The organism is Brevibacillus fluminis, assembly GCF_003710825.1.
GTDB lineage: Bacteria > Bacillota > Bacilli > Brevibacillales > Brevibacillaceae > Brevibacillus_D > Brevibacillus_D fluminis.
The window spans coordinates 315,909-331,417 of the sequence record NZ_RHHQ01000003.1 but is presented as its reverse complement, the minus strand read 5'-3'; the positions used below and the strand labels follow the sequence as shown (position 1 = coordinate 331,417).

The window sequence follows — 15,509 nt, the reverse complement described above, 5'->3', positions numbered from 1 at the left end:
AGGCAATCGATTCATAACTCTCAGTTCCTTCTAAATAGCGATGAACCGCTGACAATTTATCGTCTATAGTAAATTTAGCCATAGAAAAACTGCACCTCCAATTGTTATGTGTCTAACAATTGGGGTGCAGTTCATTTTTAGCGGAAGCGTTTTTTGCATTTTCGTTGGACGTTTTACAGGACGAAATCGCCTGCTTCCGCCATCATCACTTCCACCTGGCTTTCACGTGCTGCTTGTTGCAGCCGTTTTTCAAGGTCCTCCGTTTCCAGATAGAAGGGCGGGTGGTGAAAGGTTTTGTAATGGATCGGAACCAGCTTTTTGGCTTGGAGAATGTGGGCTGCCTCCACGGCTTGCTCGGGTGTCAGGCATGCTGGCAGCCGACTCGGAGGTTGATGAGTCGGGATATCCAAGACGGCTCCGTTGACCGGTAAAAAGGCGATGTCGAACGGTCCGTACCGTTTGGTGATTTCCCAAAAGTAGCCGTGCCACACTGTGTCACCACAATGGATCACTCGCTGTGTCTTTGTCTCGACGATCCAGGCGACCTGCGGATTGCCGAATCCGTCGATAGATTGCACCGCTGTTACGAGAAACTCTCCGATTTTTGTTTGATCGCCGACATTCATTCCGGTAACCTGTGTCAGACCTTTTTGCAATGTTGCCTCAAGCGAGGAATGCGGGACGAAAAACGGGAGATCGTGTCCGAAAGCTTGGATGGCAGACTCAGGGTCAAAATGATCGGCATGCAAGTGGGTTGTGAGGATCGCGGATGGTCGCGGCAGCTTGGAAAAATGGGTCAACCGTTCAAGTGGTTGCCCAACAACATGGCTGGTAGGGGCGGGAACTTGCTGGATAGGATCAATGAGGATGACGGTTTCACCTTCCTGTAAAAACAGGCCTGCCCAAGCCAAACGTTGCACTTTCATCGAATTACCTCCTTTTCACCTTATTACCAGCATAAATCAGTAAGTTCTAAAAAACAACTTGCTTTTTAATTCAAATCCACTTCTGATTACGAACGCCGATTATGGTATAGTTGATCTATCTTGAAACACGAAAAAGGGAGTTTTGCTTGTGCCAAAACCGTACAATCAGCACTGCAATATCGCGAAAACATTGGATATCATCGGTGATCGGTGGTCGCTCTTGATTATTCGCGACCTTTTTTATGGGGTCAACAAATTCAATGATCTGAAAGAATCGCTGACAGGCATTTCGGCAAGTGTCCTGTCGGAACGTCTTCAGGCATTGGAAAGGCATGGAATGATCGAAGCCCGGCTGTATTCCGATCATCCGCCACGGTACGAATATGGCCTCACAGAAACAGGACGCTCACTGAAAAGTGTGCTCATTACGCTAGCCATCTGGGGCAATCAGCACTTTGACGAGAAGTACGTGGAGGTCCTCCATCAGAAGTGTGGCCATGAAATGGTTCGGGTTGATTTCCGTTGCCCTCATTGCGAAGAAACGGTACGTGATTTTTCGTTTTCCCCTGTTAAAGAAAAAAACTGACGGCAAATGTTCGAACCTCCACAAATTCGCCAAATAATGGACGCCCCATTGAGGTATAATACTATTTATAATGATTATTAAGTAGGAATGAGAGAAAGTGGGGGTTCTCTTTGAAGAAACACGGAGTACTGATTATTGGTCACGGTTCCAGCAACGCGTCTTGGGTACAGCTCGTTGACGATGCGGTAAGCCGTTTGGAGGTATCTGTTCCGGTAGCGGCCTGTTTTCTGGAGATGGTCGAGGGTCGGTTGATCGAGGACGGTATTCGCGCTTTGGAGAACCAAGGCGTGGAACGGATCATCGCCGTGCCGCTCTTTGTCGCTTCCGGCAGTACACATATTGATGAGATCGGTTGTTTGCTGGGCGTTTACGATAAAACACAGCTTGATGAAGAGTTCGAAAAAATTGAGACATCTGCGGAAATCCTCTACTGCTCGCCGATGGATGACCATCCGTTGATCGAGGAGATTTTGCTCGAACGCATTCGCCAGCTGAGCATCGATCCATCTGAGGAAGTCTTGCTCCTGGTCGGGCACGGAGCAGACGAGGGTGAGTACCATGCCAAGTGGGAAGGCGTGCTGCAGCGTCTGGCCGTATCCATGCGGACGCGTGCAGGCTTCAAAGGTGTCACTTATGGCACGCTTCATCCGGATAATTTGTCCAAGCGCGCACGGGCGATCACGCGCAAAAACCGTACCGTCGTGCTGCCGCTCTTTTTGAGTGAAGGATACTTTACAAAAAAAGTGATTCCGTCCCGTCTGGAAGGACTAGAGTACCTCTACAACGGACAAACGTATTTGCCGCATCCGTTTGTGACCCAATGGATGCAGGATGTTATCGAACGCCAGCTGATGCAGGAAAAGAAGCTTCTGAAGGAACGGGTAAGCGTTTAGTTCCAATTCAAAGAGAATCGTTGTACACGTGCGTTACGTGTGTGCAACGGTTCTTTTTTTCTGTGTTGATTTGCGAGTGGCACGTCTGAAAAAAGTGGAAGCACACGGTTGTCCCCGACATACACATAAGCAGATACCATCGTTGCCCAAACGGCTTTCATTGTAAGGGCAAAAGGAGTGTGGAAGGAAGCCATGATCGAGGTGGTGGAGGCGTCGAAGCGGTTTGGCACACTGGAGGCGGTCAGCCAGCTTTCGTTTACCGTGAATCCTGGAGAGGTGGTCGGCCTGCTCGGTGAAAATGGGGCGGGGAAAACGACAACGATGCGGCTAATCAGTGGGATATTGCAGCCAAGTGACGGGGAGATCCGTATCGGCGGCATTCTGACTTCAACAGAGCCGCTTGCAGCGCGCAAGCAGGTCGGCCTGCTGTTTGGCGGGGATGTCGGGCTGTATGGACGCTTAACGGCGTGGGAAAACATCGCGTATTTTGGCAGGCTGTACGGAATGGCGGAGCGGCAGCTGCGGGAGCGGATCGCGCAGGCGAGCGAAAAGCTGGGGATGGAAAGCTATGTGCGGAAGCGGGTAGCGGGCTTTTCGCGCGGAATGAGGCAAAAGGTGGCGATCGCCCGTGCTTTGGTCCATGACCCACCCGTTGTTTTACTCGACGAGCCGACGACAGGTTTGGATGTGAGTGGAGCGCTTGTTTTCCGCGAGTTGATCGCACAGCTGCGGCAAGAGGGGAAGGCGATCCTGTTCTCCATCCACAACATGAGCGAGGTGAAAAAGCTCTGCGACCGCGTCGTCATCATGCATAAAGGGCGCATTCGGTTCCAAGGCACCATTGAGGAGTGGCGCGCGCCGTACGACAGCGATGATCCTACAGATTGGTTTTTGCCGGTGATCCAAGGGGGCGGCTGTGATGAATAAGCGAATGGTGTGGGTGGTTTTTCAAAAGGAGTGGACCGATCTGATTCGGGACAAACGCACCTGGATCAGCGCGCTGCTGATCCCCATCGTAATCGTTCCCTTGCTCTTTTTGTTGATCGGCTATTCGATGAGCAAGGTGGAGGAGGAGGCGCGGGCGTACATCCCGTTTGCCGTGTCGGCTGGCACGGCGCCGGAGCTGATCAGACAGCTGGCGGTTATTCCAGGTGCAGTGCGGCTCCATCCTGCCGATCTGGTTCAGGCCATCAAGGATGGGACGATCCGCGTGGCGGTTGAAGCCGATGTGAATGCCGCGCAGCAGATCGAGCGAGAGCGAACGTTCAACGTGAAGCTGCTATATGATCCGACCAATCAAAAATCCGAATACGCCGAGGAACAAATCGCCAAGGCGATCGAACACTATGCCGAGCAACTCATGGATCAACGGCTGCAAAAAACGGGGCTGACTCGCGAATGGCTAACGCCGATCAAAATGGAGAGCCAAAGCGTTGCGAGCAAAGAGCAAGAGGCAGGAACGATGCTGGCCTCTGTGATTCCGCTCGTGCTTTTAATGGCGCTAGCATCCGGAGGTATGGCAGCGGCTGTCGACCTGATCGCAGGTGAAAAGGAGCGCGGAACGATGGAAACGCTCCTGGCCGCGCCGGTTCGTGCCGCCGACCTGCTTGCCGCCAAGCTCTTGATCGTCATGCTGATGGGCACCGCGAGCGCGCTCGCATCGTTGACCAGCATCAGCTTCGCGCTAGCAAGTGGTCAATCAGCTGAAGGGGGTATCGGCACATTGGCCGCGTTATTGAGTCCAGCTGCGGTTTGCCTGCTGCTCATGGTGGTGCTGTTGTCCGCTGCCATGTTCGCCGGGCTGCAGCTGATGATCAGCACGCTGGCACGGACAAACAAGGAAGCGCAGACGCTTATGGCACCGCTTGTGTTCGCGGCACTGGTTCCCTCGTATATTTTGATGCCGCTCAATCCGATTGATATTCCGGCCTACGTGTATGCGCTGCCGCTGTTCAACAGCGTTGCCGTGGTGAAGGAAATTTGTATGGGGCAGATTGAGCCGCTGCATGCCGGTTTGGCCATCACCTCGTCAGTCATTTATGTCAGTGCCGCGATTTATTTTGCCGCCCACTTTTTTCGCAAGGAGCGAATCGCAATCGCCTGAACGCAAAAAGTCCGCCTGTACGAAAAGCAGGCGGGCTTTCTGTATGGAAGGCGCAGGCGTGATCACAAAGATGCAAAGATGGAAGGTTGTAGCATTAGGTGACGGATTGCCAGGCATGCGCACGGACAAGCCAGGCGGCGCCGATGATGCCAGCGTCATTGCCGAGGGTAGCAGGGAGAATGTCGCAGGAAGCAAACGCTTGGGGAAAGGGGACGAACCGTTGGCAAACTTCACGAATTTTATCAAACAAAAATGGGCCGGATGCAGATACGCCGCCGCCGACAACGATCTTGGCGGGGTTCAGCAGGACGATGAGATGAGAGAAGGCAAGACCGAGGTAATAGGTAGCTTGGTCGATGACGCTGGTGGCTCCGGGGTCTCCGGCCTTGGCTGCATCGATGACATCTTTGGCGGTCAGCTTGTTGTGTTCGCTGAGGATATCGGCAAGCACGTAGCTTTGCCCGTTTTCAGCGGCTTCACGACCAGCCCGGATGATACCGGTGGCGGAGGCGTAGTTTTCCAGGCAGCCGCGTTTGCCGCAGTTGCACAGAGGACCGTGTGTCGGATCTACAGTGATGTGGCCGATTTCGCCTGCCACGCCGTTAATGCCATGCGTGATGGCACCGTTTACTATAATGCCACCGCCGACGCCGGTGCCGAGCGTAATCATGACCAGATTCGTCGCGCCAGTTCCGGCACCCTGCCACATTTCCCCGAGAGCGGCCGCATTCGCGTCGTTTTCCACGAAGACGCGGACACCGGTGAGCGCCTCCATTTTGGCTCGCAGCTCGGTCCGCTGCCAATGGAGATTGACCGCCTGATGAACGACGCCGCTGTCCGCGTCGATGGGGCCGGGCACCCCGATACCGATGCCTGCCAGCTGATGCTTGGCAACGTCGGAACGCTGCAGGAGGAGTTCAACCATTTCGGCTGTCCGCTGGATGACGCTGTCTGCGCCTAGCTCGACCAAAGTCGGCTGCTCCAGCTTGCCCACCATGCTGCCGGACGGCGTCAGCAGCCCCATTTTGATGCTTGTTCCGCCAATATCGATTCCTACCATGAATCGGTTGCCCATGAACGGTCTCACCCCATTTATTCATTTTTCGGAAAAATTTGTATGTGCCTATCTTATCATGACTCGGGAGGCATAGCGATTCCCAAATTTGGTTATACAGGATATGATGGAGAAGAACGGTTTTTGACGACTTCCGAATGAAAAAGCACAGATGCTTGCAATGGCTGCATTTGTCACAGGGCAAAGACAAACATCCTCGCCCAAAGCCACGCCTTGGAAATCACGCAGGAACAACGCGGCTAGGCAAAAGTGCGCTACGGCTCCGCCAAAAGAGCGGGGGAGCCACGTTTTCTAACTGTGGAACCATGGAAGAAGGGACAAAGTGTGAAAAGAGCACGTTTAATTTACAATCCGACATCGGGGCGCGAGCTTATTCGCAAACGACTGCCCGATATCCTCGATATTATGGAGCAGGCAGGGTACGAAACGTCGTGCTTTGCGACCAAAGGCGAAGGAGACGCCACGCGTGAAGCGGAGCGAGCGGCAGCGCGCGGCTTCGATTGCATCGTTGCAGCGGGCGGAGACGGCACCCTGTATGAGGTCGTCAACGGCCTCGCGGGCAAAAAGTCCCGGCCAAAGCTCGGCATCATCCCAAGCGGCACCAGCAACGATTTCGCCCGTGCCATCGGGCTGAACAAATCGCTGGATCGCTGCTGCCAAATCATCGCCAAGGGCAAAACGAAAAAGATCGACCTCGGTCGCATCAACGGCCGCTATTTCATCAACATCGCCGGCGGCGGCGCCCTGACCGATTTGACCTATGAAGTGCCAAGCAAGCTGAAAACCATGCTGGGCCAGCTCGCTTATTATTTAAAAGGCATTGAAAAGCTGGCATTCCTGCATCCGACACACATGCGCATCGAGACGCGCGAAGGTGTGAAGGTCGATGAGGAAATCACCCTGTTTCTCATTGCGAACAGCCGCGCGGTCGGCGGTTTCGACCGCCTGGCACCAAAGGCAGATCTGTCCGACGGTAAACTGGATTGCCTCGTGCTCAAAAAAACCAACCTCGCCGACCTGATCCGCCTCGCCACATTGGCGATCCGCGGGGATCATGTCAAAGATTCGCATCTGCTGTATTTCCAGACGGACTATTTGCGCATCACATCGCAGGATGAGCGGAACGTACTGCTCAACCTGGACGGTGAACTCGGCGGTGAGCTGCCATGCGAATGCCAGGCGCTGCCAGGGCATATTGAGATTTTTGTCCCATAGGGAAGCACTGGGCGGGACCGGACGGGACGTTCTGTGATATAGTTAGTTTCATAACATGGAGAAATGTGTGCACCCCTTGAAAAAGGGGGCATTTTCATAAAAAGGAGAAACGTGCGTCGTGGCAAAACCAACGAAAATGAAGCGACATCAATCAAACAAGCAGCGAGGTAGCCAGCAGGCAGCCGTGGAGCGCAACTATCCCGTGCAGCTCGGCCAAATCGTCGAGCTGGAGATCACCGGACTCAACCACGAAGGGCAAGGGGTCGGAAGATATAACGGCTATACGCTATTCGTTCCAAAGGCGTTGCCGAAGGAAAAAGTGCTGGCGGAAGTGGAGCATGCCAAAAAAAGCTTCGGCTTCGCCCGGCTGCTTTCTGTAACGGAGCCAAGCCCCGTGCGGCTCACCCCACCCTGTCCCGTGTTCGACCAATGTGGCGGCTGTTCGCTGCAGCATATGGATTATGTGGCACAGCTTGCGCACAAACAGCAGATCGTAAGGGACAACCTGGCGCGAATCGGCGGCTTCACCGTAGAAGGCGAGGATGCCGTCATCGTGCACCCGACACTCGGCATGGATGAGCCATGGCGGTATCGGAACAAAGCACAGGTGCCGATTGGGATGCAGGGCGGTAAGATTGTCAGCGGCTTTTATGCTGAGAAATCCCATGACATCATCGATATTGACTCCTGCTTGATTCAGCAGGATGTAAACGACAGTGTCGTGCGCGTCGTCAAGCGGTTGGCGGGCGAGTTAGGCATCACCGCCTACAATGAAGGGACGCACACCGGCCTCTTGCGCCACGTCGTCGCCAAAGTCGGCGTTAAGACAGGCGAGGTCATGGTTGTGCTGATCACTACGGAAGAGACGATTCCACAGAAGGAGCGGTTGGTCGAATCGATTCGCCAGGAGCTACCGGCGGTTACCAGCATCGTGCAAAATGTGAATGAACGGCAAACCAATGTCATTTTCGGCGACAAGACGTTCACTCTGTGGGGCAACGAAGTGATTTATGATTACATCGGATCGGTCAAGTTCGCTATTTCCGCGCGCTCGTTCTATCAGGTGAATCCGGCGCAGACCGAGGTGCTGTACAACAAGACGCTTGAGTATGCGGGGCTGTCCGGCGGGGAGACCGTGATTGACGCGTATTGTGGAATTGGGACGATCTCGTTGTTCCTGGCGCAAAAAGCTAAGCATGTATATGGTGTGGAAATCGTGCCGGAAGCGATTGCGGATGCGAACCGTAATGCGGAGTTGAACGGGATGGAGAACGTGACGTTTGCGGTTGGAGCAGCGGAGGTCGTGATTCCTGCATGGAGGAAAGACGGGATTACGGCTGATGTGATTGTGGTTGATCCGCCACGCAAAGGGTGCGATGAGGTGCTGTTGGAGACGATTTTGGCGATGGAGCCGGAGCGGGTTGTTTATGTGTCGTGTAATCCGTCTACGTTGGCGAGGGATTTGAAGGTGTTGAGTGGGAAGTATCGGGTGGTTGAAGTGCAGCCGGTGGATATGTTTCCGTGGACGGGGCATGTGGAGAGTGTAGCGTTACTGGAAAAGGGTGGTACAGTTGGCGGAAGTCTTTATAAATAAAAGGCAATTGATTATTACAGTTGGTTTTGTAATGTGATACAGAGGTTGTTTAGGGGCATTGGTGATAAATTGGTGTTAAACATCAGCAATAATTAGCCTAAATAAACGCATTTCCTCGGAAAAGTGCAGTTTAGTCAATACAACTATTTTGTCAACAATAAACAAAGAACCCGTTCAGTTGATTTTTCAACCGTTCGGGTTCTTAAGCTTAAGGGGAATAATTTGATCAAACTTATTAGCTGCCTCTTTGTCAGCTTTTGCTAAGACATGACCATATATGTTCATGGTTGTAGTTATGTCGGCATGACCTAGGCGTTCAGAAATTATTTTGGCATGAACTCCTTTGTTAATTAACAAGGTAGCTGAGGTATGGCGTAAATCATGGAACCTAATGTATTTTAAATTGTGCTTCTTTAAGAAGCCGCGGAACCATAGATATGGACTTTCTGGGTAAAATGCTCTTCCATACTGGTTAAAGAAAACAAAGAAATGATCTTTGTCTCGAGTCTCCTCTAATTTATCCCAATCTTGTTTACAGAAATTGTAGTATTCATTCAACTCTGAACAGACACCATCGGACAAACTAATCTTACGGACGGATTTACTCGTTTTGGGTTCCTTAATGATAGGCTTTCCGTTAATAAAGTTGGAAATGCTTTGTTTGACATATAAAGTACCTTTTTCGAAATCAATATGTTTCCATTCAAGGCCAACAAGTTCGCCGCGCCGAAGACCAGTGGTTAATGCAAGTGTGATCATCATTCGCCAATGGTATGGTTCAACTTCCAATGCTCGAAACAGCAAGTGAATTTCATACTCATCGTAAACTTGACTTTCTTTATGAACAACTTTAGGTGATTTAACATCTGCAACAGGATTGGATTTAATGATTCTCCACTCAACTGCTCTTGTAAAGACGTTTTTCAACACTCTATAAACGTATTGAATAGATCCGGAAGAGAGTGCCCCTTCTTTCCCATCCTGTCGACTCCCTTCCTTGCTTAGTTCACTGAGTAAGGAGACGATATGCATTGGTTTGAGTTGATCTAACCGAAAATGCCCGATTACAGGGAGAATGCGCTTTTCCAAGACTTTGAGGTATATAGATAATGTTTTGGTTTCAAGTTCATTAATTGCATACTTATCACGCCAGTCATTGATAAATGATCGAAGAGTTAATTTCTCTGGAGCAATGTATGCGCCAGCTTCAACCTCAATTTGGAATTTAGCAAGTTCTATTTCCGCTTCCTTTTTTGTTCGACAGCGGACAGTCTTATTGTAACGAATATACTTGCCTGAGGCATCTTTTCCTGCGCTTACAGTAAGCCTCCATGAATTTGCCCCACGCTTTTCTATACTTGCCAATCTAACACCTCCACTAAAGGCAGAAAGAAAAAGTATATTCTAATTATGGCCATTAACATATGGGAGGATACTGTTACAATTAATTTGATTTACCCAAATTATCCTCATTCAATACTGTTTTTTTCTGAAAAGCACAATCATAAGATCACGTTGCGCTGTATATAGAAGAAGCAGATGGAGTCCATGCTAGAACAACAGAAGAGTAAGGTTCAAAACCGAGGACATAAAATGTCGAGAAATTGTATCGGCACACGAAATAAAAGAAGAAGTTGATAGATCCTCTTCGGATATCTATAAAAATTATTAGAATATAGGTAACGTCTCTTATCACGTACACTTTATAAAAAGAAGAATCAAACGTTTGTGTGGATCCTTAACTGGGCCCATTTGGGGGTAGCTGATTTAAAAGGACTATTGTATAATGAGAGCAATATAAAAAAGAGGTGGAGCAATGAAGTATTTTATATTAGTGTGTTATCTTTTGGCGATCGTTTCGGCAAATGTGATTACTGCTAGCACAGTACCGTTTCAGTTTGGAGTATTCATTATTCCAGCGGGGACATTCATTATTGGTTTAACTTTTATTTTGAGAGACTTAGTTCAAAATGTTATTGGAAGAAAATATACCTATTACACTATTTTCTTAGCCACATTGCTTTCTGCTATAACATCTTATATTTTAGGTGACACCCTTTGGATTGTGCTTGCATCTATATTAACGTTCTTGGTTTCAGAAACAACTGATACTGAAATTTACTCTCGGTTAAAGTTACCTTTTTCTTGGCGAGTATTTTATAGTGGCATCGTTGGTGGATTTCTAGATAGTGTAATTTTTGTCATCATCGGATTATCGCCACTTGGGGCAAACTTCTTACCATGGGATGCAGTTGGATATGCAATTATTGGACAAATAATTGTTAAGACATTAATTCAAATGTTTGCAACAGGGATTATCCGGATATTTGCAGATAGGGCATTTAAAACTATCCAATAAAAGGGCCATTGGCCCTTTTTATGATGTTTCGTGTGTACATTACTTTCAAAAATTTTTACTATTAAGAGTGAAAACTATTAAAAGCAAATTATCGTATTCTAACATGGAGGACATATGGGAAAACGTATATTAGTTGTAACGTCCTGTACAGGAGAAAAAAAATTCAATCCAGAAAATCAACTAGTTTTCGAGGACTTTGTAAATAAAGAAAGACTTGTAGTAAGAGAAGGAGAGTTAATAGATTACCAACTACCAGCTGGTGAGATGTACACGGGAAGCCAGCATATCTCCTTAATGGAAGGAGTTAAGAAATATCGTTTAAATGGTGGGAAAATTGATGTAAGCATTATTTCTGCCGGATATGGACTGCTTGATGAATCAGATTTAGTTGTTCCATATGAGGTTACTTTTAATTCGATGGATACACAAACCATAAAAAAATGGTCGAAAACTCAAGGAATTAGCAAAAGACTTCAAGATAAAATTAAAAGTTACGATTTAGTCTTTTTCTTGTTGGGCGATAAATATCTTCAATCTGTAGATTGGCCTCTTGAAGTCGATATGAATCAAAGGCTAATTTTCTTTGCCGGAGGATCAAGTAAGGCAAAAGTATTGCTTGGAGATCGGACTCACGTTCTAGCAATTGGGGAAAAGGAAGCTAAAAAGTTTAAGTTCGGTTTAATTGGTATAAAGGGATTTTTGTTTGCCCATTTGCTTAAACGAGTTGCAGCATTCGAAACAGAAGCATTATGGACATCGATATTGGAAGAACCCAAAAAAGTGAGGGAGTGTATCCTACAATCATTAGATGAAAGGTTTAGCCAACTCGATCTTTTTGAGACAGAATCAACAGATGATCACTTACTAGAATTTTATAATGAGTTATTTCCCGTACCTGACTCATTATTTGCAAAGAATTTCAAATCTGAATTTAAGTTCTTTATCCCAGAAAATGATGATCGTGTAGATCCAAACTATGATTTTTTCAACGATCATTCTGAGAAAGATCGGAATCCTTTAATAAATGACGTTTATGCTCACGAAATATTTGGGACCCCTCAATATGATGGTGTACTTGTGTCGAAAGTCAATATTGATAACGCGACTCGTCAAAAGCGGACACTTATTGAGGACATGGGAGTGCATCAATTTTTACGATTGCCATCCGACTATCCTATAATGGGCGATTGTGGGGCGTTTAGCTACATTGATAAAGATGTTCCACCATATACGACAGACGAAATTATCAAGTACTATGATGATTATGGATTTGATTATGGCGTTTCTGTTGACCATCTAATCGTTGGACCTTTTAAGAGTGATGAAATAATTAAAAAGCAACGCTATGAAATAACCTTATCAATGGCTGAAGAGTTTATTAATAAGCATAAAGCGAATAGGGAGAGGTATAAGTTCCATCCAATTGGTATTGTTCAAGGATGGGACCCTGTATCTTTTCGAAAAGCAGTCCAGCATTTAATTAGTCTCGGCTACGATTATATAGCACTCGGTGGACTAGCAAGGGAACAATCGGAGAAAATTTATGAGATCCTAAAAGAAATTTCTCCATATATTCCTCATGAAAAATTCCGTATGCACCTTTTTGGTGTAGCGCGTGATATGCGGACAATGAGTTCGTTTCATAAGCTAGGGGTTACTTCATTCGACTCATCTTCTCCGCTACGAAGAGCATGGCTCGGAACGGGTCATAATTACCATACTAAATCAGGAAAACATTACACTGCAATCCGTATTCCTGAAGCAAAAGAGACAGCTGGAAGAGTAAAAAAGATGATTCAAGAGGGAAAAGGGGAATTTCAAGCATTTAAGAATTTAGAACAAGAGGCCCTTAATGCACTAAGAGCTTTTAGTTCTGGTGATATCGAATTTGAAATTGCTCTTGCGGCTATATTAAAATACGATGAAATGCTAGGAGAAAAAAGAGAAGTTCACGAAGAATTATATCGAGAACTGTTGACTGAACGTCCTTGGGAGAGCTGTGAGTGTAAAGTATGCAGAAGTATTGATATCGATGTTGTCGTATTTAGAGGAAATAATAGAAATCGAAGAAGAGGATTTCACAACACCCATGTTTATTATGCTCAATTAAATGAATTGAAAAAGGAATTAAATAAGTAACCCTAAAAATGCTCTAGTGTGATAAACTAGGGCATATTTGTTTTGGGGGATTGTCCAATGAACTTTACTCTGGAATGTATTAAAGGACTGAGTAGAGTAGATATTAATCTCTATTTAGGGATCGCAAAGTTAGGTACGATTAGAGGGTGGAAACTTAGTTATAAAAACCCTCATCAGATAAATAATGAGTTGTGCATTGTAGAGTATGCCGAATTGGTTGATATTTCCTCTAATAAGATCGATATAACTGAACCTATACTTTCCACTGCTTTACCTTTAGGAAATGATAATGATGAATACCCGGTACTTTTTATTCAAAATGGGAACAATCTTCCTGCATTCATTGAAGGAAGGCTACTTTCTCATAAACAATTTAATCGACTTATAGAGAAAGGAACAAAACTAAGTAAGAATTCCACGAAATTGTTAACAATTCAATCATTGAGAAATATTTTAAGAAAGACTTTCCCAGTTAATATACCAAGGTGTTCTTGGAATGAGTTATCGGATAATCTCTTGAGATTCATCGAAATACTCTTGGAAAAATTCCCATACTTGGATTACTTACCTGTTGCGGAAAGACGTGAGTTTAGGAAAAATAGTATTGCTGATGCAAGTCTTGCTTGGGAGTTATATCTTAAATATTTTAAGGATGAATGGTTAAAGAACGGTAATAGAAATTCATTACCTGATATAAACACAAGGATTAATTACCAAGGCTGGACTGGGAACTTTTTTGACCGACAAAATCCTTTATTGATTATTTATTTGGGGAAAAACGGAAAGCTTCAATTTAACGATGCGCAGAGAGAATTAATATATACCATTTGGAAAGACTGGATTACATGAGCCTGTAGAAGGCTCTTTTTTATTTTAAAAAAAGTAGCTCTGCTAAATAATATATGTTAGGATTAGTTTATCACGTACCATCACGTAGTTAAATGTGCTAGAAATCGTATACTTTTAATTGAAAGTGGGGGGAATTTTGGAATTCTATACAGGTTGGTCGCATAGTGATGCTTATTTTACAAACTATTTCCCTAACTGTCCTATTCTAATAAGTGCAGTACCAGATAATAGAGGGACAATTAAGAGGTTTAAGCAGAAACCAAAGAAGTTAATACTAGATTGTGGGTCCGTAATGTACGTTAAACAAAAGAATCGCCCGAAATTAAAAGATATTTTTGACCTTCAAGTCTCGCTATTACAAGATTGTAATCCTGATACGGAAATTACTTTAGTCCACTTTGACGAACCGATGTTACATAAAACTGATTTATCGGAAAAATATGCTGCGATGGAAAGAACACTTTTTAATGCGTACGAATATTTAAGACTCTTCGAGTCTTCAGGATTAATAAAGGATGCAAACCCTATGGGGGTAATTCAAGGATATGACCAAGCTAGTATCAAGTTTTCAGCTCATGAATTAATAAAAATAGGTTATAGAAAATTTGGAATAGGCTCCTTATTAGCCAAACATTACACAACACAAATAGACATGATTCAATATGCTGCTGACATTGTAGGTCCATCGAACCTTCATGTTTTTGGAGTTACTGGGATACAGCAAATGAATGCAATGGTTGATATCGGTGTAGCTTCTTTTGATTCAACACGACCAACTATGGCAGCTGCCTTTTTCCAAGTTTTTTATAGTAGGCCTTTTAGAACCTATTATCTTTCCGCGTCACATGCCAAGATAACAAGCACCAATAGATTAAATTCACCGCTCCCGTGTGATTGCCCAGTTTGCAAGGTAAACCCAAATGACTTATTTATACCTTCTCCTAGGGATTACATGAGATTACGATCTATCCACAATTATTTTCATTTACAAGTTGAATTTAACGATATTTTGGAAGAAAAGAGGGGGGCACTCGATGCTGTTTCAAATGTGTTATGGACCGGAGATACAAACGATCTTTGAAAGCATTAGGCGGAATCCTGGATTGAGCCGTTGTCAGTTGAAACATACATATCAATATCAAGAGGAAGGAGACATTAGTTCTCTAATTGATGGGGCATTGGTCATACTGAAAGACCTTAATTATATCCATGACGAAAATGGATTTCTATATTCAAATGATGTGGATTGGAAGGTGACAGATATCTTCCGAAAATTAAACAGAATATCACAAACGGAGGAGGAAGAAACTCTTAATTTCGTATTTTCAACGATGTATGATCAAGTTTTTGTTAAACCCGATAAGATGTTTGTTGTGAATATTCATTACCAAGTGAATAGCAAATTCTCAAAAACAATGGTTGGTCATGAAAAAATTAATGCTTGGAAACGCATCATGGAATTTCTAGGACTAGGTAGACGTGTATATTCTGGATTTTACGCATTACCCCAACTCTCATTGTTACAAGAAATCGTTCGAGAGGCAGGGGAGTATGAAGGAGGACTTCAACCATACTGTGAAAGAGTGATTCAACCTATTCTTCCATGCATAACGTCACAAGGCAACATTTTTAAAGGGATTCTTTACGGATTACTAGCACTCAATGATCAAAGAATTATTGAAATTAGCTGTAAGCAGGATTTGCCATATAAATCATATGGACCAAATCATGAGTGGAATTGGATCAAAGTTCAATGAGAGGAGTCTTTC

At 45.7% G+C, this 15,509-nt stretch carries 14 protein-coding genes; 11 read left to right on the top strand and 3 right to left on the bottom strand.

Annotation, left to right across the window (positions count from 1 at the left end; translation table 11 throughout):
* Positions 1-173: 173 nt before the first annotated feature.
* Entirely contained in the window at positions 174-926 is a 753-nt protein-coding gene (locus EDM56_RS02250; protein WP_122916242.1) for an MBL fold metallo-hydrolase, read from the bottom strand.
* 148 nt (positions 927-1,074) lie between these two features.
* On the opposite strand from EDM56_RS02250, the gene EDM56_RS02245 reads away from it, so the two are divergent.
* From EDM56_RS02245 to EDM56_RS02230, 4 genes are all read left to right on the top strand, one after another.
* Complete coding sequence (locus tag EDM56_RS02245) at positions 1,075-1,512, top strand: winged helix-turn-helix transcriptional regulator (protein ID WP_122916241.1); 438 nt, start codon at positions 1,075-1,077, stop codon at positions 1,510-1,512.
* A 110-nt stretch (positions 1,513-1,622) separates the two neighbouring features.
* Positions 1,623-2,405: a sirohydrochlorin chelatase gene (locus tag EDM56_RS02240; RefSeq protein WP_122916240.1), complete on the top strand. Its 783-nt coding sequence runs from the start codon at positions 1,623-1,625 to the stop codon at positions 2,403-2,405.
* A gap of 192 nt (positions 2,406-2,597) precedes the next feature.
* On the top strand, positions 2,598-3,332 hold the full coding sequence (locus tag EDM56_RS02235) for an ABC transporter ATP-binding protein (RefSeq protein ID WP_122916239.1): 735 nt from the start codon (positions 2,598-2,600) through the stop codon (positions 3,330-3,332).
* Positions 3,325-4,509, top strand: a complete 1,185-nt coding sequence (locus tag EDM56_RS02230) for an ABC transporter permease subunit (protein WP_122916238.1) — start codon at positions 3,325-3,327, stop codon at positions 4,507-4,509. The genes EDM56_RS02235 and EDM56_RS02230 overlap by 8 nt, the downstream gene beginning before the upstream one ends.
* Positions 4,510-4,603: 94 nt before the next feature.
* Here the strand turns inward: EDM56_RS02230 and EDM56_RS02225 are convergent, their stop codons facing one another.
* Positions 4,604-5,584 carry an ROK family glucokinase gene (locus tag EDM56_RS02225; protein ID WP_122916237.1) on the bottom strand — a complete coding sequence of 327 codons (981 nt, stop codon included), beginning with the start codon at positions 5,582-5,584 and terminating at the stop codon, positions 4,604-4,606.
* A gap of 324 nt (positions 5,585-5,908) precedes the next feature.
* Between EDM56_RS02225 and EDM56_RS02220 the strand changes: the two genes are divergently transcribed.
* The gene (locus tag EDM56_RS02220; RefSeq protein ID WP_122916236.1) at positions 5,909-6,799 is read left to right on the top strand and encodes a diacylglycerol kinase; all 891 of its coding nucleotides are present in this window, start codon (positions 5,909-5,911) and stop codon (positions 6,797-6,799) included.
* 118 nt (positions 6,800-6,917) lie between these two features.
* Complete coding sequence (gene rlmD, locus EDM56_RS02215) at positions 6,918-8,393, top strand: 23S rRNA (uracil(1939)-C(5))-methyltransferase RlmD (protein WP_425456267.1); 1,476 nt, start codon at positions 6,918-6,920, stop codon at positions 8,391-8,393.
* 186 nt (positions 8,394-8,579) lie between these two features.
* Here the strand turns inward: rlmD and EDM56_RS02210 are convergent, their stop codons facing one another.
* Positions 8,580-9,758, bottom strand: a complete 1,179-nt coding sequence (locus EDM56_RS02210) for a tyrosine-type recombinase/integrase (protein WP_122916235.1) — start codon at positions 9,756-9,758, stop codon at positions 8,580-8,582.
* Positions 9,759-10,209: 451 nt separating this feature from the next.
* On the opposite strand from EDM56_RS02210, the gene EDM56_RS02205 reads away from it, so the two are divergent.
* The 5 genes from EDM56_RS02205 (at position 10,210) to EDM56_RS02185 (ending at position 15,497) form a co-directional block, all read left to right on the top strand.
* Positions 10,210-10,752, top strand: a complete 543-nt coding sequence (locus tag EDM56_RS02205; RefSeq protein ID WP_122916234.1) for a VUT family protein — start codon at positions 10,210-10,212, stop codon at positions 10,750-10,752.
* A 114-nt stretch (positions 10,753-10,866) separates the two neighbouring features.
* Positions 10,867-12,891 (top strand): tRNA-guanine transglycosylase DpdA, encoded by a 2,025-nt coding sequence (dpdA, locus tag EDM56_RS02200; RefSeq protein WP_122916233.1) that lies wholly within the window; start codon positions 10,867-10,869, stop codon positions 12,889-12,891.
* 57 nt (positions 12,892-12,948) lie between these two features.
* Positions 12,949-13,740: a hypothetical protein gene (locus EDM56_RS02195; protein ID WP_122916232.1), complete on the top strand. Its 792-nt coding sequence runs from the start codon at positions 12,949-12,951 to the stop codon at positions 13,738-13,740.
* A gap of 292 nt (positions 13,741-14,032) precedes the next feature.
* Positions 14,033-14,821, top strand: coding sequence for a tRNA guanosine transglycosylase family protein (locus EDM56_RS02190; RefSeq protein WP_246009224.1), 789 nt, complete (start codon positions 14,033-14,035; stop codon positions 14,819-14,821).
* The gene (locus EDM56_RS02185) at positions 14,775-15,497 is read left to right on the top strand and encodes a hypothetical protein (protein WP_122916230.1); all 723 of its coding nucleotides are present in this window, start codon (positions 14,775-14,777) and stop codon (positions 15,495-15,497) included. The genes EDM56_RS02190 and EDM56_RS02185 overlap by 47 nt, the downstream gene beginning before the upstream one ends.
* Positions 15,498-15,509 lie beyond the last annotated feature (12 nt).